The 25,545-nt window shown below is 45.6% G+C and carries 27 protein-coding genes; 20 read left to right on the plus strand and 7 right to left on the minus strand.

What is annotated here, in order from left to right:
* From AC51G0_RS27490 to gabT, 5 genes are all read left to right on the plus strand, one after another.
* A complete protein-coding gene (locus tag AC51G0_RS27490; protein ID WP_496302741.1) occupies positions 1-1,278 on the plus strand; it encodes an NAD(P)/FAD-dependent oxidoreductase in 1,278 nt (425 codons plus the stop codon).
* A gap of 23 nt (positions 1,279-1,301) precedes the next feature.
* A complete protein-coding gene (aguB, locus tag AC51G0_RS27495) occupies positions 1,302-2,171 on the plus strand; it encodes an N-carbamoylputrescine amidase (RefSeq protein ID WP_496302742.1) in 870 nt (289 codons plus the stop codon).
* Positions 2,172-2,197: 26 nt separating this feature from the next.
* Entirely contained in the window at positions 2,198-3,292 is a 1,095-nt protein-coding gene (gene aguA, locus AC51G0_RS27500; RefSeq protein WP_496302743.1) for an agmatine deiminase, read from the plus strand.
* Between the two features lie 30 nt (positions 3,293-3,322).
* Positions 3,323-4,750 carry an NAD-dependent succinate-semialdehyde dehydrogenase gene (locus AC51G0_RS27505; protein ID WP_496302744.1) on the plus strand — a complete coding sequence of 476 codons (1,428 nt, stop codon included), beginning with the start codon at positions 3,323-3,325 and terminating at the stop codon, positions 4,748-4,750.
* A 65-nt stretch (positions 4,751-4,815) separates the two neighbouring features.
* Positions 4,816-6,099 (plus strand): 4-aminobutyrate--2-oxoglutarate transaminase, encoded by a 1,284-nt coding sequence (gabT, locus tag AC51G0_RS27510; RefSeq protein ID WP_496302745.1) that lies wholly within the window; start codon positions 4,816-4,818, stop codon positions 6,097-6,099.
* A 132-nt stretch (positions 6,100-6,231) separates the two neighbouring features.
* Here gabT and AC51G0_RS27515 read toward each other — a convergent pair whose 3' ends face one another.
* A complete protein-coding gene (locus tag AC51G0_RS27515) occupies positions 6,232-6,714 on the minus strand; it encodes a GreA/GreB family elongation factor (protein WP_496302747.1) in 483 nt (160 codons plus the stop codon).
* Between the two features lie 139 nt (positions 6,715-6,853).
* On the opposite strand from AC51G0_RS27515, the gene AC51G0_RS27520 reads away from it, so the two are divergent.
* The 3 genes from AC51G0_RS27520 to AC51G0_RS27530 all read left to right on the plus strand — a co-directional run bounded on the left by AC51G0_RS27520 (position 6,854) and on the right by AC51G0_RS27530 (position 8,242).
* Complete coding sequence (locus tag AC51G0_RS27520; protein WP_496302748.1) at positions 6,854-7,384, plus strand: peptide-methionine (S)-S-oxide reductase; 531 nt, start codon at positions 6,854-6,856, stop codon at positions 7,382-7,384.
* Positions 7,384-7,677, plus strand: coding sequence for a GNAT family N-acetyltransferase (locus AC51G0_RS27525; protein ID WP_496302750.1), 294 nt, complete (start codon positions 7,384-7,386; stop codon positions 7,675-7,677). The genes AC51G0_RS27520 and AC51G0_RS27525 overlap by 1 nt, the downstream gene beginning before the upstream one ends.
* A 202-nt stretch (positions 7,678-7,879) precedes the next feature.
* A complete protein-coding gene (locus AC51G0_RS27530) occupies positions 7,880-8,242 on the plus strand; it encodes a cupin domain-containing protein (RefSeq protein ID WP_496302752.1) in 363 nt (120 codons plus the stop codon).
* 80 nt (positions 8,243-8,322) lie between these two features.
* Here AC51G0_RS27530 and AC51G0_RS27535 read toward each other — a convergent pair whose 3' ends face one another.
* The gene (locus tag AC51G0_RS27535) at positions 8,323-9,318 is read right to left on the minus strand and encodes a Gfo/Idh/MocA family protein (protein WP_496302753.1); all 996 of its coding nucleotides are present in this window, start codon (positions 9,316-9,318) and stop codon (positions 8,323-8,325) included.
* A gap of 2 nt (positions 9,319-9,320) precedes the next feature.
* On the minus strand, positions 9,321-9,635 hold the full coding sequence (locus AC51G0_RS27540) for a putative quinol monooxygenase (RefSeq protein ID WP_496302754.1): 315 nt from the start codon (positions 9,633-9,635) through the stop codon (positions 9,321-9,323).
* Between the two features lie 106 nt (positions 9,636-9,741).
* Between AC51G0_RS27540 and AC51G0_RS27545 the strand changes: the two genes are divergently transcribed.
* The 3 genes from AC51G0_RS27545 to AC51G0_RS27555 all read left to right on the plus strand — a co-directional run bounded on the left by AC51G0_RS27545 (position 9,742) and on the right by AC51G0_RS27555 (position 13,566).
* Positions 9,742-10,659 carry a LysR substrate-binding domain-containing protein gene (locus AC51G0_RS27545; RefSeq protein ID WP_496302756.1) on the plus strand — a complete coding sequence of 306 codons (918 nt, stop codon included), beginning with the start codon at positions 9,742-9,744 and terminating at the stop codon, positions 10,657-10,659.
* 343 nt (positions 10,660-11,002) lie between these two features.
* Positions 11,003-11,659 carry a Qnr family pentapeptide repeat protein gene (locus tag AC51G0_RS27550; RefSeq protein WP_496302758.1) on the plus strand — a complete coding sequence of 219 codons (657 nt, stop codon included), beginning with the start codon at positions 11,003-11,005 and terminating at the stop codon, positions 11,657-11,659.
* Positions 11,660-11,991: 332 nt separating this feature from the next.
* Positions 11,992-13,566: a BCCT family transporter gene (locus AC51G0_RS27555; protein ID WP_496302760.1), complete on the plus strand. Its 1,575-nt coding sequence runs from the start codon at positions 11,992-11,994 to the stop codon at positions 13,564-13,566.
* Between the two features lie 96 nt (positions 13,567-13,662).
* Here the strand turns inward: AC51G0_RS27555 and AC51G0_RS27560 are convergent, their stop codons facing one another.
* From AC51G0_RS27560 to AC51G0_RS27570, 3 genes are all read right to left on the minus strand, one after another.
* Positions 13,663-14,400, minus strand: coding sequence for a 3'-5' exonuclease (locus AC51G0_RS27560; protein ID WP_496302762.1), 738 nt, complete (start codon positions 14,398-14,400; stop codon positions 13,663-13,665).
* Positions 14,400-16,280, minus strand: a complete 1,881-nt coding sequence (locus tag AC51G0_RS27565) for a DUF294 nucleotidyltransferase-like domain-containing protein (RefSeq protein WP_496302763.1) — start codon at positions 16,278-16,280, stop codon at positions 14,400-14,402. Before AC51G0_RS27565 ends, AC51G0_RS27560 begins: the two co-directional genes overlap by 1 nt.
* A 214-nt stretch (positions 16,281-16,494) precedes the next feature.
* Positions 16,495-17,238: a helix-turn-helix transcriptional regulator gene (locus tag AC51G0_RS27570; protein WP_496302764.1), complete on the minus strand. Its 744-nt coding sequence runs from the start codon at positions 17,236-17,238 to the stop codon at positions 16,495-16,497.
* Between the two features lie 228 nt (positions 17,239-17,466).
* Here AC51G0_RS27570 and AC51G0_RS27575 point away from each other — a divergent pair, with 228 nt between their 5' ends.
* The 6 genes from AC51G0_RS27575 (at position 17,467) to AC51G0_RS27600 (ending at position 21,541) form a co-directional block, all read left to right on the plus strand.
* The gene (locus AC51G0_RS27575) at positions 17,467-17,700 is read left to right on the plus strand and encodes a hypothetical protein (protein ID WP_496302765.1); all 234 of its coding nucleotides are present in this window, start codon (positions 17,467-17,469) and stop codon (positions 17,698-17,700) included.
* 13 nt (positions 17,701-17,713) lie between these two features.
* Positions 17,714-17,935: a hypothetical protein gene (locus AC51G0_RS27580; RefSeq protein ID WP_496302766.1), complete on the plus strand. Its 222-nt coding sequence runs from the start codon at positions 17,714-17,716 to the stop codon at positions 17,933-17,935.
* A gap of 64 nt (positions 17,936-17,999) precedes the next feature.
* The gene (locus tag AC51G0_RS27585) at positions 18,000-18,479 is read left to right on the plus strand and encodes a GNAT family N-acetyltransferase (RefSeq protein WP_496302767.1); all 480 of its coding nucleotides are present in this window, start codon (positions 18,000-18,002) and stop codon (positions 18,477-18,479) included.
* A gap of 146 nt (positions 18,480-18,625) precedes the next feature.
* A complete protein-coding gene (locus tag AC51G0_RS27590; RefSeq protein WP_496302768.1) occupies positions 18,626-19,147 on the plus strand; it encodes a GNAT family N-acetyltransferase in 522 nt (173 codons plus the stop codon).
* A 158-nt stretch (positions 19,148-19,305) separates the two neighbouring features.
* A complete protein-coding gene (locus tag AC51G0_RS27595; protein WP_496302769.1) occupies positions 19,306-20,358 on the plus strand; it encodes a hypothetical protein in 1,053 nt (350 codons plus the stop codon).
* Positions 20,359-20,443: 85 nt separating this feature from the next.
* Entirely contained in the window at positions 20,444-21,541 is a 1,098-nt protein-coding gene (locus tag AC51G0_RS27600; protein ID WP_496302770.1) for a hypothetical protein, read from the plus strand.
* Between the two features lie 70 nt (positions 21,542-21,611).
* On the opposite strand, the gene AC51G0_RS27605 is transcribed toward AC51G0_RS27600, so the two are convergent.
* Positions 21,612-21,836: a uroporphyrinogen decarboxylase gene (locus AC51G0_RS27605; protein ID WP_496302771.1), complete on the minus strand. Its 225-nt coding sequence runs from the start codon at positions 21,834-21,836 to the stop codon at positions 21,612-21,614.
* Between the two features lie 320 nt (positions 21,837-22,156).
* On the opposite strand from AC51G0_RS27605, the gene AC51G0_RS27610 reads away from it, so the two are divergent.
* The 3 genes from AC51G0_RS27610 to AC51G0_RS27620 all read left to right on the plus strand — a co-directional run bounded on the left by AC51G0_RS27610 (position 22,157) and on the right by AC51G0_RS27620 (position 25,472).
* A complete protein-coding gene (locus AC51G0_RS27610) occupies positions 22,157-22,519 on the plus strand; it encodes a hypothetical protein (protein WP_496302772.1) in 363 nt (120 codons plus the stop codon).
* 214 nt (positions 22,520-22,733) lie between these two features.
* Positions 22,734-23,486: a metal-dependent hydrolase gene (locus AC51G0_RS27615; protein ID WP_496302773.1), complete on the plus strand. Its 753-nt coding sequence runs from the start codon at positions 22,734-22,736 to the stop codon at positions 23,484-23,486.
* Between the two features lie 354 nt (positions 23,487-23,840).
* A complete protein-coding gene (locus AC51G0_RS27620; protein ID WP_496302774.1) occupies positions 23,841-25,472 on the plus strand; it encodes a methyl-accepting chemotaxis protein in 1,632 nt (543 codons plus the stop codon).
* Positions 25,473-25,545 lie beyond the last annotated feature (73 nt).

A 25,545-nucleotide genomic window follows, 5' to 3' on the forward strand; every position in this document is an offset into this window, starting at 1 on the left:
ATGAGCAAGCATGTTGATTCTTATTACGCAGCCACTGCCAATAATAAGGAAGATTATCCGACGTTAAACGACAACATTGAATGTGATGTTTGTATTGTCGGTGCCGGTTTTAGCGGATTGTCAGCCGGGCTGCATCTGGTTGAGCAAGGGTTTAAGGTTGTGTTGCTTGAGAGTGTCAAAGTGGGATTTGGCGCGACAGGCCGGAACGGTGGGCAGATTGTTAACAGCTACAGCCGTGATGTGGATGTGATCGAGAAGCGTTATGACAAACGTACCGCAGATGCCCTGTGCAGCATGATTTTTGAGGGTGGCGAGATCATTCGCCAGCGTATCGAGAAATATAATATTGATTGTGACTACCGCCCAGGCGGGTTGTTTACGGCGCTAAATAACAAGCAGTTTGAAGAGCTCAAGCATCATAAGAAAAACTGGGAGCGTTACGGCCACACGCAGTTGGAGTTGCTAGATGCCAAAGCGTTGGGTGATGTGGTCGGCACCGATGTTTACCAGGGTGGGTTGCTGGATATGAGCGGCGGCCACATTCACCCGCTGAACCTGGCGTTGGGTGAAGCTGAGGCTATTGTCAGCCTAGGTGGACAGATCTTTGAGCATTCAGCGGTCACCCGTATAGAAAAGGGTGACCAGCCTGTTGCCTATACTGAAAATGGGTCGGTGAAAGCGAAGTATATTTTGTTGGCGGGAAATGCATACCTCGGCGATCTGGCAACGAATATTACCAACAAGGCGATTCCATGCGGCACTCAGGTCGTTGCCACTAAGCCACTGTCTCAGGATCTGGCTGATGAGCTATTGCCGCAGCGCTATTGCGTTGAAGACTGCAATTACCTGCTCGATTATTTCCGGATAACTGCAGATAACCGCATGTTGTTTGGTGGTGGTGTTGTTTATGGTGCCAGAGAGCCTGCCTCGATAGAACGTGAGATCAGGCCAAAGATGGAAAAGGTATTCCCGCAACTCAAGGGAGTACAGCTTGATTATGCCTGGAGCGGTAACTTCTTGCTGACCTATTCACGAATGCCGCAATTCGGTAGCTTCAGCGACAATATCTATTATCTGCAGGGCTACAGCGGCCACGGCGTGACTTGTACTCATCTAGCGGGCAAGTTGTTGGCAGAAGCCTTGCGGGGACATGCCGAGCGTTTCGATGCATTTGCTTCATTGACTCATATAGCCTTCCCGGGTGGCCGCCATTTGCAAGTTCCTCTCACTGCACTGGGTGCAGCCTACTATACCCTGCGCGATAAGCTTGCCATTTAAGTTAGTTCAGTTAAGGAGAAACTATGTCACGGATTGTTAAATTTGCTGCTGTGCAGCTGGCGATTAGCTGGGATCTAAGCAACAACCTGGAAAAAATCAGCAATGCGGTACGCGAAGCGGCCAAGAATGGTGCCCAGGTCGTTGTGCTTCAAGAGCTATTTGCGGCCCCGTATTTTTGCAAAGAGCAAGTTGCTCGGTATTTTGAACTGGCGGAAGAAACAGGCAACAGTCAGTTAATCAAGCACATGAGCCAGCTAGCGCGCGAGTGTGATGTTGTTATTCCTGTTAGCTACTTTGAAAAAGCAGGTAATAGTTTCTTTAACTCATTAGTCATGATTGATGCTGACGGTACGGTATTGGATAACTATCGCAAGTCGCATATCCCTGACGGGCCTGGCTATTGTGAGAAGTTTTACTTTAGTCCTGGCGATACCGGTTTCAAAGTTTGGCAAACCAAATATGGTACGTTTGGCGCCGGGATCTGCTGGGATCAATGGTTCCCAGAACTGGCGCGCAGCTTGGTGCTTGCTGGTGCAGAAGCTATTTTTTATCCAACTGCAATCGGTAGCGAGCCCCAGGATCCAACACTGGATTCACGCGATCACTGGCAGCGAACCATGCAAGGACACTCTGCGGCTAACGGAGTACCGGTTATTGCTTCTAATCGCACCGGGGTTGAAACCGATGACGGTATCGAAACAACGTTCTACGGCTCATCATTTATTACCGACAATACAGGCGGCAAACTGGCTGAAGCGAGCCGTGATGAAGAAACCATTATCTATGCTGAGATCGATCTTGCTCAAGCGGCACAAGAACGCCATAGCTGGGGCTTGTTCCGGGATCGTCGCCCAGATCTCTATGGGGCATTGAATTCATTAACCGGTAAGTAGCCCCTCAGCTTTTATGGAGCAGTGAAATGGAACTTTCAGGCACACCCAAACAAGATGGGTTTTATTTTCCGGCTGAATACCATCCCCAGCAACAGGTGTGGATGGCCTGGCCTGAGCGCCCGGATAACTGGCGGCTTGGTGGCAAGCCAGCCCAAAAAACTTTTGTCACGATTGCCGAAACACTCAGCCAGTGTGCGGAAGTGACCGTGGTTGCCAGTGCTGCGCAGTACTTGAATGCTCGGTACTTATTACCCGCGAGTGTCAGGGTGGTGGAAATGAGCTACAACGATGCATGGATGCGTGATATCGGCCCGACAGCAGTACTTAACAGCCAAGGAGAAATGCGAACCGTCAGTTGGCAGTTCAATGCATGGGGTGGTCTTGAGGGGGGGCTGTATTTCCCCTGGGACAAGGATGATCAGGTAGCCGCTAAAGTGAGTGAGCTGATCGGCGTGGATCACTATCAGGCCCCTTTTGTGCTGGAAGGTGGGGCAATCCATACCGATGGCGAAGGAACCTTATACACCACTGAAGAGTGTCTGTTACATCCTAATCGTAATTCGCACCTAAGTCGCGATCAGCTGGAGAATTACCTGGCAGAGTACCTGGGCATAGAGAAGGTTATCTGGATCCCCAAGGGGCTCTATAACGACGAGACCAATGGCCATGTCGATAATTTGTTGCATGTTATTGCACCAGCAGAAGTGGTGCTGACGTGGACAGATGATGTGAATGATCCTCAGTATGCTATTTCGCGTGAGGCCTATGAGGTCTTGATGCAATCAAGTGATGCGAAAGGGCGTTCAATAAAGGTTCATAAACTGCCGATGCCAGGGCCGCTTCACCTGACGAATGAAGAAGCGGCTGGTATTGAAGCCAGTCAGGGAATGAAGCGACAGGCGGGTGAACGCCTTGGCGCATCCTACTGCAACTTCCTGATGATCAACAAAACGGTCGCCTTTCCGTTATTGGATCCCCGCACTGATGATTTAGCCAAGGAGATGTTGCAAAAGGCGCTGCCGGACTGGCGGATCATCGGTATTCCCACCCGAGAAGTATTGCTGGGTGGGGGAAATATTCACTGTATTACTCAGCAAATACCAGCTTGCCTCACGGTTTAGTCTGGTTCAACGCAACGTTAAGGAGTAACCATGCAATCTATTCAAAATCGCTCGCTGATTTCATTCCTATGCGAGCCATCAGAAACAACTCTCGCCGTTACTGATCCGGCAACCGGAGAGGTCATCGGTCATATTGCGACCCAAACCCGAGCTGAGATTGAAGCGGCTGTAGAGCGCTCTCATGAGGCACAGGCGTTTTGGAAGTGTAAAACAGCTAAGGAGCGGGCTGCCGTCTTGCGCCGCTGGTACCAGCTGATGATGGAAAACCAGCGCGATCTGGCTCGTTTGATGACGCTCGAGCAGGGAAAACCGCTGGCTGAAGCGATGGGTGAAGTCGCTTACGGCGCTTCATTTATCGAATGGTTCGCCGAAGAAGCCAAACGTACCTATGGTGAAACCATTCCGGCTCCGGTCGGCGATCGTCGCCTTGCAACAATAAAACAGCCTGTTGGCGTGGCAGCGGCAATCACGCCGTGGAACTTTCCCATTGCGATGATCACCCGCAAGGCTGCCCCAGCATTGGCGGCGGGGTGTAGCTTTATTGCAAAGCCTGCTAACCAAACGCCTTTGTCGGCGTATGCAACGGCTGAGTTGGCTTACCAGGCTGGTATCCCGCGTGATTTGCTAACTCTCGTAGTGAACCAGTCCAGCAGTATGATTGGTGAAGTGTTCTGCAGCCACCCGAAAATCAGAAAACTGTCGTTTACCGGATCGACGCAAGTAGGACGTCTGTTGCTTGAGCAATGTGCCAATGATGTCAAACGTACTTCGATGGAGCTGGGTGGGAATGCACCATTTATTGTGTTTGATGACGCTGACATTGATAAAGCGGTTCAGGGCGCAATTGCCTCGAAGTTCCGTAATGCCGGGCAAACATGTGTCTGTGCTAACCGGTTTTATGTCCAGGATGCAGTTTACGATGCGTTCGTTGATAAGTTTGTTGCCGCCGTCAAGCAGTTGAAAATCGGTAATGGCCTGGAAGAAGGCGTCACGATTGGTCCGGTGATTGAGCAGAAAGCCAAACAGAGTATTGAACAAATTATTGATCGAGCCAAGCAACAGGGGGCGTCGGTTGTTTGTGGTGATACACCACAGCCTGGCCTGTTCGTAGCACCGACGATACTGACGGATGTGCGACAGGATATGGATATCGTACAGCAGGAAATCTTTGGTCCTGTGGCTCCAATCATTCGCTTTGACAATGACGAAGAGCTGGTTCAAATGGCAAACGACACAATCTATGGGCTGGCCAGTTACTTTTACAGCCGCGATATTGGTCGTGTCTGGAAAGTGGCGGAAGCGCTTGAATACGGCATGGTGGGTATTAATGAAGGCATTATTTCTACCGAGGTTGCTCCCTTCGGTGGTGTGAAGCAGTCAGGTATCGGCCGTGAAGGCGCGAAGCAAGGGATAGATGAATATCTAGACATTAAATACCTCTGTTTCGGCGGCATTTAATATCCAACTAACCAGCAAGTAAACAGCTTGGTATATCAGTCAGTATTTAAAAGGAAGAAAATAAAATGACAAGCAATCAATCATGGCAGGAACGCAAACAACAAGTTATTGCTCGCGGCATGGGTAACCTGAGCCCGATTTATGTAGAGAAGGCAGAAAACGCCTATGTGTGGGATATTGAAGGTCGACGTTACATTGACTTTGCCGCGGGTATTGCCGTCAATAATACCGGGCACTCTCACCCGCGCATTATCGAGGCAGTAAAAGCGCAGCTCGATCAGTTTTCCCACACTTGCGCAATGGTGACCCCTTATCCGTCTTTCGTTGAGTTGGCAGAACAGCTCACAGAGCGAGTGCCGGGCGACACTGACAAAAAAGCCATGTTTGTGACAACAGGTGCTGAAGCGGTTGAAAATGCAATCAAGGTTGCACGTGCCCATACTGGTCGAAGCGGTGTGATTGCCTTTAAAGGAGGCTTCCATGGCCGGACCAATATGACGATGGGGCTTACCGGCAAAGTGGCACCTTATAAGGCGGGTTTTGGCCCATTCCCTAACGAAATTTTCCATGTCGCTTACCCGAATGCTTACCATGGCATCAGCGTTCAAGATAGCCTGCAGGGGCTTAACGATCTGTTTGCTTGTGACATCGCGCCGTCACGTGTTGCTGCCATCATCTTTGAACCGGTACAAGGTGAAGGCGGGTTTTATCAGGCACCGCCGGAGTTTGCTCAAGCTCTGAGAAAATTATGTGATGAGCATGGCATTGTCCTGATTGCCGATGAGATCCAGACCGGTTTTGCCCGTACCGGTAAATTATTTGCCAGTGAGTACCTGGATATTGAGCCTGACTTGATGACAATGGCAAAAGGTATCGCTGGTGGCTTCCCGCTTTCAGCCTTAGTCGGTAAAGCTGAGATCATGGACGCAGCAGCACCCGGTGGCTTAGGCGGTACTTATGCGGGCTCTCCATTGGCCTGTGTGGCGGCATTGGAAGTGCTTAAGATCATTGATGAAGAAAAACTGTGTGAAAAAGCCTTGTCTATTGGTGAAGTCATGGGGCAGCGCCTATCGGGCCTGCAGAATCAATTTGATGAAATTGGTGATGTGCGTGTGCTTGGGGCAATGGTTGCTATCGAGCTGATCTCCCCGGAAGACGGCTCACCAAATGCCGGGCTGACTAAGGCATTGGTAGAAAAGGCAAATGCTGCTGGTGTGATCCTGCTGTCTTGTGGCGTACGTGGCAATGTTATTCGCTTCTTGCCTGCACTGACTGCAGAGCTGGAGACTCTTCATGAGGGGTTAGACATTGTGGAGAGTTGCCTGGCAGAATTGGTAGCAGATAAATAGCAGATGTTCGTAATGATTTCGTAGCGAATATCTGTTTCCAAGGAACGGTCGCTATATAAAATAAGGCGAGCTTTATAGCTCGCCTTATTTATTCCTAATGCTTAACTTTGCCAAGATCAATGGTGACTGAAGCTAGAAAATAGCCACAATATCAAAAACCTTTCGTTCACCACCAATTTGGATTTCTACCTCATCATCAACATGGCTGCCTGCTAAGGCTTGCCCAAGCGGTGCAGAAGGCGTCACGATGATGATCTCTTTGTTATCAAAAGCAACCTTTAGTCCACCGGCTGCTGGTCCAAGAAAGACATACTTATCTGTATCGTTTTCATCAGCCAAGTGGAGCAGACAGCCGAGAGAAACAGCATCCTCACTTGAGAAGCTTTTGATATCAAGCTTGGCATATAGCGCCAAATCGTCTTCACACTCTGCAACCCGCTGTGCTTGCCCTTGGGCTAGATATGAGGCCTCAAGGCTTAAGGTGTCATACTTATTCTCTGGCGCATTTTCATCATCGGTCGCTGTTTCGTATGCACGCTTAGCGGCATCTATCGCTGACTGGTGGACGATTTTAAGCTCATCTACAATATGTTTGAGTAACAGCGATTTATTCATTTTTTCAATTATCATTTTTAATTAGCTAATAACGCATCGTACCCGAAATCTAGCATGATTTCATATTTGACTTTCTAGCGGTTATTAGAGAAGCGCGTACTTAAGATTGTAGTGATTGAAACGAAAGTAGGTGTCGAATATGCCAAAAATCGGATTAGGTGGAAGTTGCTACTGGTGTACCGAAGCCATATTTCGCTCTCTGATTGGGGTGGAAAAAGTGGAGCAAGGCTGGGTGACTGCAAAGGAGCATGACACTTTATCAGAGGGTGTTATTGTAGAATATAATGGTGACGTGATTGATTTATATTCATTGATTCAGATTCATTTGCATACTCACAGTTGTACATCAAACCATGCGTTACGTGGACGGTACCGTTCAGCTATTTATGTTTACAACCCAGAGCAAAAAAAAGTGGCTCAGTTATGCCTGAAATCGCTGCGGGCAGAATTTACGGAGCCAATCATAACTCAGGTACTCGATTACAAATCCTTTGAACCGTCATGTCAGCAAATTCAGGACTATTATTATTCCAACCCTAAAAAACCATTTTGTATCAATCAAATCACGCCTAAATTACAGAAGCTACTGACACAGTTCGGCGATAGAGTTGGACATAGCCAGAAGGCAGTGATTGAAGGGAATACGAACCCAAAAAAGGTAGGCCAATAATGACGAAGGCAAAGGAATACCCGCTTGAACATGATCTTGAAAAGAAAGAATATCGGATGGAAGTGGCACCTGGTGCTTATGCGTTGGTCACTTACAGTCAGCAAGGTAACGTTTTACACCTAAACTATTCCGAAGTGCCTGTCTCGTTAAGAGGGCAAGGACTTGGTGATGTTTTGATGGAAGCTGTGTTGAAGCAAATTCAGGCTGAAGGCTATCTGGTGTTACCGGTTTGCGGGTTTATCAGTAATTACATCACCAAGCATGAAAAATGGCACTCATTGGTTGCTGACTAAGAATGGGCTGAGTCGATAAAGGTGAGCCGTAGCCCGCCTTTGAGTGCAAAACAAATTTCTGGCCTGACTCATTAGGCTGGAGATAATCTGAGAAGTTGTTCACTTTCCCAGCCTTAGTTAGGGCTTTCAACGTTATTTTGCTCTACATTATTGAGTTAGGTGTTTGAAAAAGCGTATCGCTAAATAGCAAGGAGGCTAGCTAATGACAAAGCATGCAGTAAAGTATTGGAATGTTCTATCGGAATCGAGTCGAAATCGTTGGCAAGCTATCGACGGAACTGATGGCATGATTGAGCAGGTTACGTTAAGTATGGATGATGCGACAGGTGATTATACCCGTTTAACACGTTTCAAGGCGGGTGCCGATACCACGCCGTTTGGCCGCAGCCGGCATGATTATCCTGAAGAAGTGTTTATTGTCTCAGGCCGGCTATATGACCAGACAAATAAAACTTGGCTAGAACAGGGGCACTATGCCAACCGTCTGCCAGGGGAAATCCATGGCCCTTTTTTGTGTGAGCAGGAATGTATTGTTCTGGAGATTTCGACACCAAGCCAAGCCTGATGTAGTTAATGCTCCAAATCCAGTATCGATCCGATGCGTTCAAGCATCGGATCCGGTTCTTTCCTTATAAAAGAAATAACCTACTTACATAACGTTGCATGTTCCCATTGAGTTAGCAGCTCCATGATCTCATAAGAATCTTTCGGCTGTGCTGCTGGCCGCAGGGCATGTTTGAGCCCGGCTTCAAGGTACTTCCGAGCCTTTCTTACTTGATAAAGGAACGCATCACCGTCAGCATCTACTTTGATAACCTCTTCTTGTTGCTCGTATTTTTGTATGATGAGTTGATTACCTGTTGCTTCTGGTAGCCATGGGTTGGATTTTAATTGAATACAACCTTCAGCCCCGAGAATGGTGAATCCTGAGTGTAGGCCGTAATCTTCTGCGGTGTGCAGCTGGCAGACAACACCGTTGGCAAACTGAAGAGTCGCGGCAGATTCACAAATGTTGCCATCGGTACCTCGGCGTCCATTGGCTGTGATAGTGTAATCATCAAATACACTGTTACCAAAGCTATGCTGCATTATGAGGTGCAAGAGAGAAGCGGGATAGCAGCCAAGGTTGTATAGCGCTCCTTTGCTATCAGGGTTGACAAACTGGGCGATCGAAGCACAGTAATGGCCCTGAACTGAGCGAACTTCCCCAATGACACTGCTATCAAGCACCTCAAGGATTTTGCTGGTAAAAGGGTGGTGTAAATACATAAGGCCTTCCATAAAGAAGACATTGTTTGCCTCAACTGCAGCAAGGGCCTCAGCTGTCTTTTCCATATCAACTGACAGTGATTTCTCGCATAAAATGGCTTTACCAGCGTTAGCCGCTTTGATGATGTATTCGTGGTGAAGATGGTTTGGCAGTGCAATATAGACAATATCGACGTTGCTATCGTTGATAATGGCATCAAAGTCTGCGGTTGCTACATCGATATCATAATCCACCGCAAATTGCTTGAGTGTGGCTTCAGAGCGTCCGGCTACGGCATGAATACGCGTGCTTCCTTCTTTATGAATCGCATCAGCCATCACGCCCGAGATAAAGCTTGTACCTAAGATCCCCCAGCTTACTGTTTGTGACATGATTATTTCTCCGTTAGTAGAAGTTGAGATTCAAACGCTTGAACGAGATCAGTTAGCCCCGCATTAATAAAGTGCTGAGTGTGGTTGGCTTGGAAGTGCTGCTCGAAAGCGGCCTGATCTTCATAACGTTCCCAGAAAATAACTTTCCGAGGATCTTTCTGATCTTGAAGGGCCAGAGCGAAGGAGCAGCCAGGTTCACTATTCATTCCTTCACAGAACTCGTGAATTGATGAGATTGCATGATCCAAATCGACGTCAGGTTTAATGTGAAGCTCTGCGGTGATAAACAGGCCTTGTTGGGATAAAGCTTTTAGCATGGGAATTTTTTCTTTGTAAATTGCTCGGCAGAGATAAATCTAATTGACTCTAATGAGTTGATAAACAATGATCTGGTTTGATGTTTATAAACTATAGGTTGTTAATGTGGATAAGTTGAAGAACATGCAGGTGTTTGTTTATGTGGCACAGCATGGCAGCTTTGCCAAGGCCGCCGCTCATTTTTCAGTGTCGTCTACGATGGTTGGTAAGCATGTTAAATCGCTCGAAGAACATCTTGGCACCAAATTGATAAATCGTACAACACGCAAGCAATCATTAACGGAAGCGGGTCAGATCTATTTAAATGAATGTGAACGAATCTTGAGGGACATAGCGGATGCAGAAAACAGTCTGCAAACATTGGAAAACAAGCCTAGGGGAACCGTTAGGATAAACTCACCGGTAACCTATGGAAATTTAGTCCTGGCTCCGCTGGTTGCAGATTTCCTGCAGCTCTATCCTGAAATTAATATTGAGCTGGTGGTCGACAACGCACTGATTGATCCGATGCACGAGAGGTTTGATGTTGTGTTTAGGGTGGGGGAACTAGCAGACTCTTCATTGATCGCCCGGCAATTGCCTGATTATGAAATGATGTTTGCAGCATCACCAGAATATTTGTCAAAAAAAGGAAAGGTGGAATCGCAAGCGGATTTGCTTAACCATCATTGCCTAGGGTTTAGTTACAGTGATATCCAGCCTCAACTCGCACTGGGGATCGAAACACAGGCCTTTGATCGACAACATACCCGTTTATTATCCAATAGCGGGCAGGCACTGAAAGTTGCAGCGGTTAAAGCCGCGGGTGTTGTCCTACAACCTCGATTAATCCTCTCGCAAGAGCTAATAAAAGGATCGTTGGTTGAAGTACTTCAGGGTGAGCGACCTAAAGCGATGCCAGTTAATATGCTATACAAGAGTAAGCAATTACCGTTGAAAACCCGGACGTTTGTTGACTATATTTTGAGAGCTTTTTCTGGCTGGGCTGATAAAGAATCCAACTGTGACTCATGCAGGAAGTGAACATAAGCCAACGTAAACACAATTATCCCTTTTGTAAAAAAGGTTCTATACCATGTATTAAAATAATAGGTATCCGTATCGTGAGTGTTTCCATTGTGTTTGTCTAATGTTGCGGCATTCGATGTGGCTCTCAGTGTCTCTGTATCCATCTCTATGACCTCCGATTAGCTCATCATCTGAGAGTATTCATTAGCTTGGTTATTCGCCACTAATTGCCATTGAGGCTCATTCTGAATGGGTATCTTGAGGGGGTGAAAAAGCTAAAAACAACATCTGTTTCTTCTGGATTTTTGACATTTTTCCTTAGTAAACTATTAAAAAATAGAGTGGCTAAGTGATAAATATGATTGTTTCAAATTCCACATTTACTGAAGAAGATTTTTCGAAACAAGACCTTTCTGGTTCGGTTTTTAAACATTGTAGCTTCTTTCGGTGTAACTTTAGTCGAGCCGATCTTACCGAAGCCGAATTCCACGATTGCCGATTTATTGAACAGGGTGATATTGATGGATGTAGCTTCGAATATGCGCAATTGAAAGATGCCAGTTTTAAAGAATGTGATTTGAGCCTGGCCCAGTTTACTGGTGCCCAGTGTTTAGGTATAGAATTTAGAATGAGCAATATGAAGGGCAGTAACTTTCTGCGCGCTAACTTTTGTAACTACATTACCCAAAACACATTTTTTTCCTCTGCCTATATCACCGGATGCAACTTATCTTATTCAAACTTTGAGAACCAACGTTTGGAAAAATGCGATTTGTTCGAAAATAGGTGGAATGGTGCCAATTTAAACGGCGCGTCTCTTAAAGGGTCTGACTTGAGTCGTTGTGAATTTTCTGAAGAGCAATGGGGGCAGTTTTTGGTTGAAGAATGCAACTTGTGCCACGTTGATTTGGCGGGGCTGGATCTCAGAAAAGTGAAGTTAAAAGGAGTCATGATCAGTGATTGGCAACAAGAGCAGCTGCTTGAACCTTTTGGGCTTTGTATCATTCCTTCGTAGTTCTAGTTCTAGTTCTAGTTCTAGTTTTCAGGGGCGGCCTTTTGGTCGCTTTTTTAGTTTCTGTATTGTTTATTTTCACCTTCATCCCCCCCTTAGTAGGCTTGCTGGAAAGGCTATGTTTGTTGTCGATTGATTAGAACACGAAATATTATTTTGTTGCTATTGTTAATAATCATCGAAGTTACCAGCAAATGTTGATTATTTATTGTTCGTTTGCCAGTAATTTCCAATTAAACTTGACACTTCAACCACATAAATGATTTGATCAGTGGGCTCAAATTTTATTTATAGGACTAAATATTCTTGGCTGAAAGTGTGCCAAGTAGGATTCAATGATGAGTAAACATGATAAGTACAGTATAGAAAATACGGATTACACGGTTGGACAAGACAATATCCAAAAGTGGGGCTTTGATGTCCATAATCCTGTTTTTGGCACAAGTGCTGGTTTAATTGCCTTGTTTTTGGTTGCTGTTTTGATCAGCGACCCGGCAACGGCTAAAACGGCCCTAAATGGGGTGAAAAATAGCATCATCAATAATTTCGATGCTCTTTTCATTTGGTCAGGCAACATTTTCGTTATCTTCTGCCTGGCGTTGATTTTCTCTCCATTCGGAAAAATTCGTATCGGTGGACAGGACGCAGAGACGGATTATTCTCGAGTTTCCTGGCTGTCGATGCTGTTTGCTGCAGGTATGGGTATCGGCTTGATGTTCTGGAGTGTTGCCGAGCCAGTTGCGTATTACACTGGGTGGTACGAAACACCGCTAGGAGTGACGCCTAATACACCTGAAGCTGCAAAATTGGCGATGGGTGCAACTATGTACCACTGGGGTTTCCACCCTTGGGCAATTTATGGTGTAGTCGCCCTGTCTCTGGCTTTCTTTGCCTATAACAAAGGCTTGCCTCTTTCTATTCGCTCCATTTTCTACCCTCTGCTGGGTGATCGTGTATGGGGTTGGGCTGGTCACATTATCGATATCTTCGCGGTGCTTGCTACCTTGTTTGGTCTAGCAACGTCATTGGGCTTAGGCGCTCAACAGGCAGCGAGTGGTATCGAACATGTATTGGGCCTAGAAAGTGATATCACTTTGCAGATTGGGGTGATAGCCGTTGTTACCTTGTTGGCGGTAATCTCAGTGGCTCGTGGTATTGACGGTGGCGTAAAGCTGCTAAGTAATATCAATATGCTGGTTGCCATTGCACTGCTGGCATTCGTTGCTTTGGTTGGTTTCGCCGTCTCGATGGGCACGATTCCAACAACTATCTCTGGCTATGCTGAAAACTTTTTTGCGCTAAGTAATCCACATGGTCGTGAAGATGAAACTTGGATGCGCGGCTGGACAGTATTCTATTGGGCGTGGTGGATTTCTTGGTCACCATTCGTGGGTATGTTTATCGCTCGTATTTCAAAGGGCCGAACTGTTCGCGAATTTATGATTGCGGTACTGATTGTTCCAACAATGGTGACGGTTCTTTGGATGTCAGTGTTTGGCGGCCAAGCGATTGATCAGGTGATTAATGGTGTCGGTAGCCTTGGTGAGAATGGGTTGACGTCTGTCCCTCTGGCGATGTACGAAATGTTTGAAGCACTGCCATTCAGTAATCTGCTGTCTGTTATTGCCATTGTATTGGTGATGGTTTTCTTCATTACATCATCTGACTCAGGTTCGCTGGTTATCGATAATATCACCGCTGGTGGTAAGCTTGATTCGCCAATGCCGCAGCGTATTTTCTGGGCTACGGTTGAAGGGGCGATTGCTGCAGTAATGCTATATGTTGGTGGTACACAGGCAATTGAAGCGCTTCAGGCCGGTGCAATATCAACGGGTCTACCGTTTACCATTATTTTGCTACTGATGTGCGTAAGCTTGGTAATGGGTTTCCGTACCGAACGTTTTCGCTAATCAGTAAAGATAGCAATACTAAAAACGCCGCTGTTTTCAGCGGCGTTTTTTTGTCTATCAATTAGCGTCAGGTGCTAATACTGGTGCTGATTGGTATTATTGCCAAATCTCCGATATCGGCGTATCAGGGTCAAAATGGTAGGCAATCTGTGCCTGTAGCAACTCAGCTGTCGCTAGAGCATCGGTTAAGGCATGGTGGGGTTGGTAGGTGGGCAGGCCGTAACGCTGACGAGCCTTACCTAATCTTACCGAGCCGCGGCGCTTTCCCTGCAAACGTTTCCAGAAACCACCATATTGGCGTTGCTGTATTGCTGATTCTATCGCCAGTGTATCGACGACAGGAAAGTAAATACCTTCGTTGAGCCTTGCTTTTAACGCACTGTTCATGAACTCTCGCTCAATTTTTTGATAATGAACAACGACGATTCTTCCGGCAAGGGCATCCAGCACTTTCTCTAGAATACGCAACAAATCAGGCGCATCACTAACATCTGAGTCGGTGATACCATGGATCACGACTGACTCTTCTTCCAACTGTCTATGTGGATTAACCACCCAATGGGCAGAATCTCTGCACCGAATGCGTTGAAGGTTAAAGGGAACAAGCCCGATGCTGATGATCTCGTCTTTCTTGGGATCAAGTCCTGTGGTTTCAAAGTCTAACGCAACGAAAGGGACATCCCGCAACGGCGTATCGCCACTGACTATGTCTGTGGAGTAGTACCGTTTTAGGCGTGAGTCTTTAGCCTGGCTGGCCAATGTAGTGAAAAAAGTCGGCCAGTCAGGTGTACTTGTATTGGCTAGTAAAGGCCTTTTCGTTTGTTTTTGCATCATTAGCGTCTGTTGCCTTGATAGCGAAACTTGATGAAGTTTTGTGCATTGCTGAGGATTTGAAATGCGGCTTTGAGGTTACGACGTTCAAAGTCCGACATGTTTTCCGGCTCAATACTGTTATCAGCTTCAATCCCGGCTTCAACATCCAGAGCCTGGTGGCGGATGCGAACCATATAGATAAACTCCATGGCATCACGAAGATCTTGTCCTCGGCCTTTGGGTAAGATGCCGGCATCAATGATGTCATCCAATCGTTCGAACGAGTTTTGCGAACGAGAGCCCACAGCAAGGGCATGGACACGGATCAGATCTGCAAGCGGTGCTGTACCGCGGCGTTTCAGGTTAATTGAGTTGTTATGGCGGCCATCTTTTTCCATAACGAAGTCTTTGAAAAAGCCTAGCGGTGGTGTGCGGCTGATCGCATTGCGGGCAAGGCAGGCTAGAAAACGATTGTTTTTTCGGGCTCGTCGAATAATAAAGCTATTGAGTTGCTCGGCCCATTTAACGCGCCCCCAAACTCCATCTAAATCAAAGAAGATAGAACTGTTGAGGAGTGCTTGCGGCTTAGGGTTATCAATCCAGTCGGCAAAACATTCTTCCCACTCTTGCCGCGTCATTCGCCACTCTGGATTGGAGGCCATGATATCACCCTGGCAATAGTTGTATCCGCAAGCGTCGAGCCCATCACAGACAAAGGCAGCGAGCTTGGCAAAATACTCACCGTGTCGGCTTTCATCGTAGCTATTGTCCAGGATCAGTGCATTGTCCTGGTCGGTAACAATCAATTGTTCGTCCCGGGCCATAGAGCCAAGTGCGAGGAAGCAATATGGAACTGGTGGCGGTCCTTGAATTTCCTCTGCCAGTTCAAGTAGCCGCTGCTTAAAGCTACGGCCAATTACGGCCATGGCGCTACCAACCATGTGTGAGTTGGCATCTTCGTTGACCATGCGTACAAAGCAATCTTTGACTTGCTCTGACAAGGCCTGTAGTTCTTCGACACTCTGTTGCTGGAAGATAGTACTAACCAGTAACAGGCTATTTTGCGATTCATAACGAACAATATCGGTAAGGCCAATAACCCCAATTGGATGCTTATTGCGTAGTACTGGTAAGTGATGGACGTTGTAGCGCAGCATGGTTAGCATAGCTTCAAATACGTAGGCATTGTGATCGAGAGAAATGACCTCGGTTGTCATAACTTCTGAAACCGGAGTCGAGACATCAATACCGCTTGCCAGTACACGGGTGCATAAATCACGATCTGTGATAATACCAACCAAGTGATCCCCATCTTCATCGTCATCTGATGCTTCGGGATCGGTGACTAGAAGAGAGGAGGTACTTTCTTCTGCCATCGTCTGCGCGGCGATCTGAATCGACTCGTCTTTTGGGATCAGCAGCGGATCGCGTGTCAGTAGTGTTCGTACTTTTGACGTTGTGAGATCATTGGCATCGGTGTGGGTTGAGACCACACTGCGTAGACGGGCGCTGTCTTCGACTTCGACGAAATCAGCAAAGGTATCGAACTCCTCATAGAGGCTGTTGAACATCTCTTCAGGAATACAGTAAACCAGCGTATCTTCAATGGCCTTGGCGGGCATACGAACGCGGTTGTTCATCAGTAGCCCCATTTGACCAAAGAGCGCCCCTTCATCAATACGGTTGTAGAGTTCACCTTTACGTCGGTAAATCTCGACGGCGCCGCTACGGATCAGGTAAAGGTCGTGGATTTCATCCCCAAAGTTGAGGATCATACTGTCGGCGCGGTAATAGGATACCTCGATTTGCAGTGCTACTTGCTGTTGCTTTTCTTCTGGTAGATTATCAAAAGGAGGGAACTGGCTGATAAAACTAAGTATTTCGAGCTGTTCTGCTTCCATCACAAGATCCGTTTCATGGGAGTAATCGGTGAGTATATTGATGTAAGTATACAAGGGTTGCAACTGACATGCTTTTACATTCAGCTTGTTAGCGGGTGGTTGATTAAAAAATAGACCGCGGGAGGGTGTTTGAAATTATAGCGTTCATCCGCGGATATCTTCGTGAATGATGGGTAAAGAGAAAGCTAGGTAAACTGTCAGAATATAGATAAAATCAGACGCCGCAGTATATGCGCTGCAGTAATTGATTCTGGTGACGGCATCCTGTTTTATGCAAGATACTCTTAATTTGTGATTTGGTTGTTTCTTTTGATACGCCACGGATAGCGGTTATCTCACTTCCGTCATATCCTTTAGCGAGTAAAGAGACAATGTTGTGTTCTGCCTGCGTGAGGGTATCGGGTAATTTCATCATCCCCCTCGCAAGTGGCTCTGAGCCATATATCGTTTCCAGAGTGTTACGAGCGATAAAAAACTGTCCCCAGTGAACAAGGGCATCAAGCAGCTTTTGCATCAGCTGCTTGTTTTCCATGGTGAAGGGCTGGTAATAACGATGGAAAGTAATGGCAAGCATTTGCCCTGGAGCAACAGGATATAAGCCGCTGATGGAGTAACGAACAGCTAGCCGTGGGATCATTTCCTCGATAAACCAACAGTCATGAATGCGCTTAACTGGCAACATATCTTGCAGGGCGACCATCTTGCCTGTCAGTGAATGGCTCAGGTAATGTTGCAAATAAACATCATCACCTGAATGACGCAAGTAAAAGTCGAAATCGCCTTTTTCTATCCCGTGGTGAAGGATCCAATGTTTACCATGGTGTGGTGGGGAACCGAGGAAAAATAAGCTTAAGTCAGCGCCCAAATATAGGCCGATGCGCTGAACAACACGATTAAGGTCGTCGCTCGACTGGCCAGCCTCCAGCAACTCTTTTACCCAGCAATGAACCCGTTCCATGGATTTGCTCCGCTATTGTTAGAGTTATTACTCATAATCGTTGTATATATGCCGTTCGTTTGCAATTAATAATCTGAATCATGTGAACCCAGTTCGAATTCCATCTTGTATGTCGTTGTGGCTTGCAATAAGAAGATATCCGAGGCGTTATTTTGCTTACTGTTAGCAACCTACGTATTATTCCATTAAGCGATAGAATGGAAACTAACATTAGATAGGATGAACTGGATGTCACAGAAGACACTTCCTTTATTAAAGTTATTCAAAGTCCTGCACCTTGTAGGCTTAGTTATGGTCGTAATTGGTGTGGTCATTTTACTGATGAGTGATATTGGGCAATCCGTTAACGGTATGGTTGTTATCAGTAGTTTGATTGGTATAGGTGGAGTTATGATCTCGCCTTTTCCTGTGGCCGTGTTTATCCAGTGGGCGAGCCAATCTCAGCCTAATAAAGTAGATTGATAAAAAAGAGGAAATGATGAGCAATCGATATAAGGATGATCTCGGTTTCAGTTTCCGGGAGTGGAAATCTGGCGACGTTGTTATCTCTCATCATGGAAAAATCGTCACGACGTTACGGAGTGAAAAAGCGATCAGCTTTATCGATAACGTTCAGTCAGCCAGTTTTACTGAGCAACAGCAGCTGATGGCAAGGTTAACCGGAAACTATAAACGCGGAAATGAGCGTCCGGTATAATTATTGACGATATTCGATAATCGCCGGAAACAAAGAAAGACAAAGATAGAACAAGGATGAAGTGTTGAGCGTAGCGAATAAAATAGGGATCAGGGAAGCAACTGTTTCAGATGCCAAAGCTGTAACAGAAGTAATGCTGACATCACGAAAACAGCTGCTGGCATTCGCCCCATTAGCCCATAGTGATGAGGCTGTTTTTCAATGGATTGAAGGGTACCTTATCCCCAACAGTAGGGTTACTGTTGCGCTGTTGAAATCCCAAATTGTGGGTATTTGCGCCATGTCTGAGCAAGACGGGGTAGGGTGGATTGATCAGCTCTACTTACTGCCTAAACATACCGGTAATGGTATTGGCTCGATACTCATATCTGATGCTCTGGATTATTTTGAAGGAAGGCCTGTTCAGCTTGTTACTTTCCAGCAAAACCACGGCTCTCGAGCTTTTTATGAACGTTTTGGTTTTAGCGCGGTGGAATTTAACGACGGTACGAATAATGAAGAAGGCGTTCCAGATGTCCTTTATCAAAAGTTGCCACCGTCGTAACTGGGGCTGATATGAAGATAACAAAACTAGACCGAAATATTTGAGCTTGAATTTACCATATAGAGAGGAGTATTTGACTGCACAGTTTTTAAGGTGGTAGCTTGAGTGCAGCGAACGAACGGAATAAAAGGAATTTAAACAAGGATATGAAGTTTATTACCTGCACCTTCGAATCTCATGCCGCTGAGATTCTGGCCATTCTTAATGATGCCATTCTACATTCAACCGCTTTGTATGATTATGAACCGCGAACAATGGACAATATGGTTTCATGGTTTGAATCCAAGGAAAAAAGTGAGTTTCCAGTAATTGGTGTGGTTGATGATAACGGTGAGCTCATGGGCTTTGCCACCTATGGCCGATTCCGCGAGCAACCAGCCTTTAAGTATACTGTCGAGCACTCTGTCTATTTACATCATGCTGCCAGAGGTAAAGGGTTAGCCAAAGAACTGATGCGTCGGCTAATCGAGCTTGCCAAACAGCAAGATTACCATGTCATGGTTGGCGCCATTGATTTAGAGAATAAGGGCAGTATTGTATTGCATCAAAGATTAGGCTTTACCCATTCTGGAACTATCAGCCAAGCGGGTTATAAATTTGGCCGCTGGCTGGATTTAGGTTTCTATCAGTTGACATTAAACACCCCAACCAACCCGGTTGATGGCTGAAGTGGTATTTAGCGGCCAGAAATCAAGTACTATGCTTACCTATACTATTGATAATGTGATCTTTTCGTAGATTATCGATACTGGTTAGATTTCATATTTGCCGGAGTTAATTAGAGCTTCTACTCTTCATTGTTCCATATACAACGGAAATAATAACAATGAAGACATTAACTAAGGGAATGATTACAGCGTTGGCAACGCTCTCTTTTTCAGCTTCCGCTGCCATTGGTGAACATCCTATTATTTTGATCCATGGCTTCCAGGCCGATCAACTGCAATCGAAACCGGATAGTACCGCGGTTGAGCAAGAAGGCGCTGATTATTGGCGCGACTTTTGGCTAGCGAAGGCCGATGACCGTATTGACTGGCCGTCTCATGAACGGGTCGCTGGAAAGATCTCGACGGATTATATTTGGCCTAAATTGCAGGAATTATCACGTAACCAGACTTGTGTTAACGGCTGCATTTTCGTTACCCATTCAACCGGTGATCTTGTCGCAAGGTATATGCTTGATAATCAGGCTAACTGGCTTGAGAACGCAGGCCTTCAGCCGTTGAATATTCTAGCGACGTTTGATTTTGCAGGTGCTGGTGGAGGCTCTGAGCTGGGTGATTTAGCAATCAATGTGGCAGAAGGGAGCGGATGGGTTAATGGAGCCCTGCAGTCGGCAATTAAGCTTTGGTTAGGTGAAATTCCGAATAGCTCTAATACCGGCGTGTTGAATGATCTGAAGGTGGCGAATGCACGCCAGTTGGCACCTTTACCCGACGGGCGTATTCCGCGGGTTCGTTTTACCGGTGATGGCTCTGATTACTTCCAGCTTACAGCAGGTTTCCTTCCGGGTCATGATGATGGAGTGGTTGCCAGCCATTCAACCTGTGGTGCCAGCCAATCAGGAGACTTCAACAGTTGTTCACTCAGTGTTGCCTATGACGGTAAGCTGGCAACGCAGTCACGTGGGGTGAGCGACTTTATGCCAGATCATTATCCGTTGTTGATGGGAGAGGGCTATAGTCACGGTGGTTTGATTGGTAACTCGCATAGTGGGCAGGTTACCGCTGCAAGTCAACAGGCGACGCTAAGTGATGGCAAGACCTTGACAGTCAGTACGACTGACGAAAGGTACTGGCTGACGGGTTACTATTATCGCTATGTTGACGGCTCAGATAAAGTGACGATGTCACAACTGGCAGCAGACTTGCTTAACTGATCCAGCTGAACATTGAAATCAAGTAAAGGGGGCCAGCTGGTCCCCTATCAGTACAACTTGAAGATTAATGATTACTAAGAATTGTATGAATAATAATAAGCATATAGTGATAGCTTTGATATTAGGTACTTCAATATCTACTTACTTTTTGCTGGAAGCGAAAATTGACGTAGTGCCGCTTGGGGAGTCGACAGATATTGTGGTACTGCAAGACGGGCAAGCGAAGCGGGTAATTGAGCCGCAAACCATATCGGTAGATAACCTAAGCCATAGTAAAAATCTTGGAAATGTGAAGCTGGATGATGCATCGGTTAATAGGCAAGAGATTGAACCTGAGTTGAAATCTATTACTCAGCAACTGGCCCTGATTTCAGATGTCTATGCAGCTGAAGTTCAATATCCTCCGTACTCAAAGCCCATTTCTGAGTCGAGTGTGAGCTACCTTGAGCCTAACTATTTCAATGTGGTTGAAGTCCCTGTGCTTGATGGCGACAATACGGCTTCACTATCGCTGGATAAATACCGGTTTTTCTATCCTGAACCTATTGTGGTTTCATTAAATACCAAACTGGCTATCAGTAATATTAAGTATGAGCTCTATGAACCTGATACAAAACAGCTCTTGTTTGTTGAGCAAACAAATAGCAAGACGTTAGCCATCAAAACGAAAGAGAGTTGGCCACAGGAAGTCAGAATAAAAGCAACCATCGATTTTGAGCAAGGGACAGATATATTAACTGCCGATTTTAACTTTTTTGTTCCTACGGCCTACCTACTGTCAGCAGGCGAACCGTTGTCAGAAGGAGCAGATATGCTGATCCCCCTAGCGCTCGATGTTAAGCAGGGTGGAATATACCGGGTGAGAGCGAACTTATTTAGCCAAGACGGCGAAGTGATTGCAGCGCTTAATGGCAAGTCTAAATTGGGAGAGGGGAGTGAAGTCTTGGAGCTGAAAGTTCACCAGAGTGTTTTGGCAGGTACTGATGGTCACTATCAGCTGAAAAACTGGGTGATAGAGAAAATGTCAGGCTATCCTGGCGAGAAGGCCAGTTTTGGTGTGAGCCTGCATGACGCGATACCATTGGCACCATTTGATATCTCAACACTGAGCAAAGACGCTTATACGCCGAGTTCCGAAGAGCAACAAAGGTTAGAGTTTTTGCGCCAGGCTGCAAACCAGTAGGGTGAGATTTCGTTGTGATGCAATGCCTGGGCGATCGGGCATTGCAAGAATATAGGTTTCGGTGAAAGCGCTAGTTTGTCTCTTGAACAGAAAGTTTGTGAATGTGGTAAAGGTTGACAAAAATACAGAAACTATTCATTACCACCACGGGGTAAGCTTGCAGCTGCCATCCATAGATCACAAATAATAAACATCCTATTCCATTGATATATCTAAGACTTTTCATATTACTCATTAATAGCGACAGCCCTACCATGATTGAGGCAGCGTAGCCGATGGTTTCAGAAAATTCCATTTTCACACCTATGAATTAGCGCTTTCATTTCATTAACTGTAGAACAAAAATACATCGTGTATTCAAGTGTCAATCTCCAATTTGGCTTCGATAAAATACGACTCTTTGAAGGCGGATATTTTCGGGGATTGGACATGTGGTCTATGTTTAAGTGGAAACTTGTGCACGGCTAAGAAGTAGGAGAGTATGTCATTGAAACCATAGATTATCTAAAAGATAGGTATGCAGAAGAACAAGCTCGATTCGACCATTGGGAGAGTAAATGTTCTAAGTTATTAACATTTCTAACAACGGTTATAGCTGGACTTGGGACAGTGACCGTGATTAAGAGTGGTAGCTTTTTTCAGCCATCATTACCTATTGAGTGGATAAAATTGGTGGCGTTATTGATCGGTTTGTTTTCAGTTGTCTGCGCCTGGGGACATTCACTCTTGGCATTGAAGCTCGAGGGGATACCGGAACTGCCAAAGGGAAGAGAAGCAACGAGTATCTTATTTACACTTGATAGGGTAAGTCGAGAGCAAAAAATAGCTAACTTTTACCATGATGCGATAGAAGATTTATCAAAAGTGATAAATGAAAAGCAGAAGTATATAATTATTGCTTATGAAGAGCTGACGATGAGTGCATGGTTTTTTGGTATCGTGTCTGCCATAGCTATCGGAATGGAAATCTTAGGCTAAGTGCTGTTTTAAATACGATCAAGTCAACACAATGTCAATTGTGTTTAAAAAAACGCCAGTTGGCGATTCAATGGCCTGAACTATATAATTTTCATTGATGTCATTAAGAATTAATACATAATACTGGTTATTTATCCAGTTAAAGAGGCAATGGCTGTTGGACAGCAATACTAAGCTGTAAATGATTCAATGGCCTTGTTCAGTGTGAAGACTTGTGGCTAATTTCAAAATGCATCTTGGATCGGCCGCTTTAACCAGTAGTTTAGCGGCTACCGCATTATTATCAGCAGGGCATATCGTTCCGATCACAGCCTTGTGGCTGATGTTTCTTGGCACCATGGGTGGATTGTTGCCAGATATTGATTCAGACAATTCCACCTCAATGAGCACCTTGTTCAGGCTGTTTGGTGGGCTGATCACTTTCGGCTTTGTCGGACATATCTACCGTATGGTCTCGATGCTTGAGCTGATCGTTTACGCTTCGTTTTGTTATTTTACGATACGACATAATTTCAAGGCGTTGTTAGAAAAAGTCACGATTCATCGAGGCTGCTGCCATTCGCTGGCTTTTATCTTCTTATCGGGTATAGGCTGCGTATCCCTTATTTATTTGCTCGGGTACAGCGAAATGACCAGTTGGTTATCTGGGCTTTTCTTGACAGGTGGTGGCATTGTGCATTTATTGCTGGATGAGGCTTACAGTGTTGATCTGGCTAACCGAAAAATTAAAATGTCGTTTGGTTCAGCGCTCAAGTTGTGTTCCAACCGCAACCCGGTAATAAGCACACTCCAATTCATATTGATAGGTGTGTTAGTTGTTCAAAGCCCACCATGGGACAACACTTGGCAGCAATTGACCAATTGGAGTGATTTCAGGCTGAAGCCCGATTGGTTAAACAGGGATGATGTGACTGCTTTTTTTGATGATGTTATTGAGTCGACAACTAGTGCAATTAAACCTCAGTAATGAGTAGTTCATTGCGGTCGGGGGGAATGTTGAGGGGAAAGATTTGATTCTCTATGTATAGCGTTCAGTCACTGTGTCTGTATGCTGCGGGACGTCCATGGAAGTTGTATTGTGTGATCGTTGTGCCGGTAAATGGGTCAACAAAGAAACATATATCATAGGATGTAAAAGTCAGGTGACTATAACCCATTGATATTAAATTAAATAAATCAGCGTCAATTTCGCGAACACTGAAAGTCATTTTATTGACAATATTGATTCTATAACTTCTTGATAAGAATCAATATTTCAACATGAAGCCATGCTAAATTCGTTTGAATTTTGTAATGTAAACGAAGCGCCATAGGCTGGATCATGCTGTTTAATCTCAATAACGTGTCTGTTAGAAAACAAGTTCTATTACCCGTCATTATGATCTGTTTGATCATGTTGGTTGCTTTTGTGATAGTGACCAAGGAGTCACGTCAGCAACGAGCATCAAGTAATGCGGTCACATACAATGCTCTGTCTGAAACGAGTATTGCAAAGGAGGTCTTGGAAAATACCTTCAAGGTGCGAGTGAGCGCCATTTATAGTCTTTACGACAAGACTGTATTGGCGGGCTTAGACAAAGCGGTAAAAGATGGCTTTCAAGATAATATCAAATTGCTTAACCAGCTCAGCCAGAACGATTACCTAGCCAATAATGTCCGAGTTATTCGAGATAAAATGGAAAGCTACCAGCGTTTTGTGCAGCAGGAGCTAAAGCCGTTTGTGGCGATGAAGAGCTCAGGGCAAGTGACGATCGGAGATGAAGAGAAGCTCGCTTCCCGTTTTCGCCAGGTAGGCACTGAATTGATTGATGCCATTGATCAGCTAACTACAGCCATTGATGACAGCGTCAAGGTTGAGCTTGAGCAAGTTGAATCGGATTACCGCCAGATGATGCAAGGAGTAATGGTTATTATGGCTATTATTTTGGTTATCGGCTTGGCGATTGCGTGGTATCTATCAGGGCTTATTGTTAACCCGATAATGGCAGTATGTAATGCATTGAAGAAAGTTGCCCTGGGTGATTTGTCGGTACGAACAGATGCGCTGGGTGATAATGAAATCAGTCAGCTAAACCAAAACCTTAATCAGACACTTAGCAAGTTGCAGGACACAATTGGTTCACTTAATCGTATTAGTGAGGAAGTGGCTTCGGCCTCGACAGAGCTGGCGGAAGTGATGGTATCGGCTCAAAACAATGCTCAAGGTGAGTTGAGCGAAATAGAACAGGTTGCTTCGGCGGTTAATGAATTATCGAGTACGGCAGAAAATGTCAGCGGTAATGCTTCTGAAGCCGATGTGTGCGCTAAGCAGAGTCATAAGATGGTAAATGAAGGTTTGGCTGTATTTGCTCAGAGCGAGCAGGCAAACCGCGAAACATCTGCAAAGATGACGGAAGCCGCACAGGTTGTTACGCATTTGCGTGAGCAATCTGAACAGGTAAGCAAAGTTATCGAAGTTATTCAGGCAATCTCTGAGCAGACGAACTTGTTGGCGCTAAATGCGGCTATTGAAGCTGCCAGGGCTGGAGAATCAGGTAGAGGTTTTGCCGTAGTTGCTGATGAGGTCAGAATGCTTGCTGCACGAACTCAGGATTCAACTCGTGAAATCCAAGCTATTATTGAAGATCTGCAGATCCAGTCAACCAATGCTAATACTGGTATGCAAGAGTCGCTGAAAATGTTGCAGGAATCGGAAGAGCTAACCGGGCTGGCCAACGAAGTGTTGGGTGGAATTACCGATGCGATTGATATGATCGGTGATATGAATACCGAAGTGGCTGCGGCAGCAGAGCAGCAATCGCAGGTTACCCAGAATATTAATCAGAACGTGGTGAATATGTCTGAGTTGGTAAACCAGAACGTTGTTGGGATCACCCAAAGTGCCAGTGCTAGTGAAGAGCTGTCACGTTTGGCTGAACAGCAGCATAAGCAACTAGAATTTTTCCGGTGTTAGTTTTTATAAAGTGTTCACGAAGTGTTCGTAGAGTACCCACAAATAGATAGCTCTATCTTGAATGAATGAATGA

The sequence above is a fragment of the Photobacterium sp. HL06 genome (genome assembly GCF_059552575.1).

What these genes read in the sequence shown, in the direction of transcription:
- AC51G0_RS27490 (WP_496302741.1), top strand. Translation starts at nt 1, where the DNA reads ATGAGCAAGCATGTTGATTCTTATTACGCAGCCACTGCCAATAATAAG.
- aguB (WP_496302742.1), top strand. Translation starts at nt 1,302, where the DNA reads ATGTCACGGATTGTTAAATTTGCTGCTGTGCAGCTGGCGATTAGCTGG.
- aguA (WP_496302743.1), top strand. Translation starts at nt 2,198, where the DNA reads ATGGAACTTTCAGGCACACCCAAACAAGATGGGTTTTATTTTCCGGCT.
- AC51G0_RS27505 (WP_496302744.1), top strand. Translation starts at nt 3,323, where the DNA reads ATGCAATCTATTCAAAATCGCTCGCTGATTTCATTCCTATGCGAGCCA.
- gabT (WP_496302745.1), top strand. Translation starts at nt 4,816, where the DNA reads ATGACAAGCAATCAATCATGGCAGGAACGCAAACAACAAGTTATTGCT.
- AC51G0_RS27515 (WP_496302747.1), bottom strand. Translation starts at nt 6,714, where the DNA reads ATGAATAAATCGCTGTTACTCAAACATATTGTAGATGAGCTTAAAATC.
- AC51G0_RS27520 (WP_496302748.1), top strand. Translation starts at nt 6,854, where the DNA reads ATGCCAAAAATCGGATTAGGTGGAAGTTGCTACTGGTGTACCGAAGCC.
- AC51G0_RS27525 (WP_496302750.1), top strand. Translation starts at nt 7,384, where the DNA reads ATGACGAAGGCAAAGGAATACCCGCTTGAACATGATCTTGAAAAGAAA.
- AC51G0_RS27530 (WP_496302752.1), top strand. Translation starts at nt 7,880, where the DNA reads ATGACAAAGCATGCAGTAAAGTATTGGAATGTTCTATCGGAATCGAGT.
- AC51G0_RS27535 (WP_496302753.1), bottom strand. Translation starts at nt 9,318, where the DNA reads ATGTCACAAACAGTAAGCTGGGGGATCTTAGGTACAAGCTTTATCTCG.
- AC51G0_RS27540 (WP_496302754.1), bottom strand. Translation starts at nt 9,635, where the DNA reads ATGCTAAAAGCTTTATCCCAACAAGGCCTGTTTATCACCGCAGAGCTT.
- AC51G0_RS27550 (WP_496302758.1), top strand. Translation starts at nt 11,003, where the DNA reads ATGATTGTTTCAAATTCCACATTTACTGAAGAAGATTTTTCGAAACAA.
- AC51G0_RS27555 (WP_496302760.1), top strand. Translation starts at nt 11,992, where the DNA reads ATGATGAGTAAACATGATAAGTACAGTATAGAAAATACGGATTACACG.
- AC51G0_RS27560 (WP_496302762.1), bottom strand. Translation starts at nt 14,400, where the DNA reads ATGATGCAAAAACAAACGAAAAGGCCTTTACTAGCCAATACAAGTACA.
- AC51G0_RS27565 (WP_496302763.1), bottom strand. Translation starts at nt 16,280, where the DNA reads ATGGAAGCAGAACAGCTCGAAATACTTAGTTTTATCAGCCAGTTCCCT.
- AC51G0_RS27570 (WP_496302764.1), bottom strand. Translation starts at nt 17,238, where the DNA reads ATGGAACGGGTTCATTGCTGGGTAAAAGAGTTGCTGGAGGCTGGCCAG.
- AC51G0_RS27575 (WP_496302765.1), top strand. Translation starts at nt 17,467, where the DNA reads ATGTCACAGAAGACACTTCCTTTATTAAAGTTATTCAAAGTCCTGCAC.
- AC51G0_RS27580 (WP_496302766.1), top strand. Translation starts at nt 17,714, where the DNA reads ATGATGAGCAATCGATATAAGGATGATCTCGGTTTCAGTTTCCGGGAG.
- AC51G0_RS27590 (WP_496302768.1), top strand. Translation starts at nt 18,626, where the DNA reads ATGAAGTTTATTACCTGCACCTTCGAATCTCATGCCGCTGAGATTCTG.
- AC51G0_RS27595 (WP_496302769.1), top strand. Translation starts at nt 19,306, where the DNA reads ATGAAGACATTAACTAAGGGAATGATTACAGCGTTGGCAACGCTCTCT.
- AC51G0_RS27600 (WP_496302770.1), top strand. Translation starts at nt 20,444, where the DNA reads ATGAATAATAATAAGCATATAGTGATAGCTTTGATATTAGGTACTTCA.
- AC51G0_RS27605 (WP_496302771.1), bottom strand. Translation starts at nt 21,836, where the DNA reads ATGGAATTTTCTGAAACCATCGGCTACGCTGCCTCAATCATGGTAGGG.
- AC51G0_RS27620 (WP_496302774.1), top strand. Translation starts at nt 23,841, where the DNA reads ATGCTGTTTAATCTCAATAACGTGTCTGTTAGAAAACAAGTTCTATTA.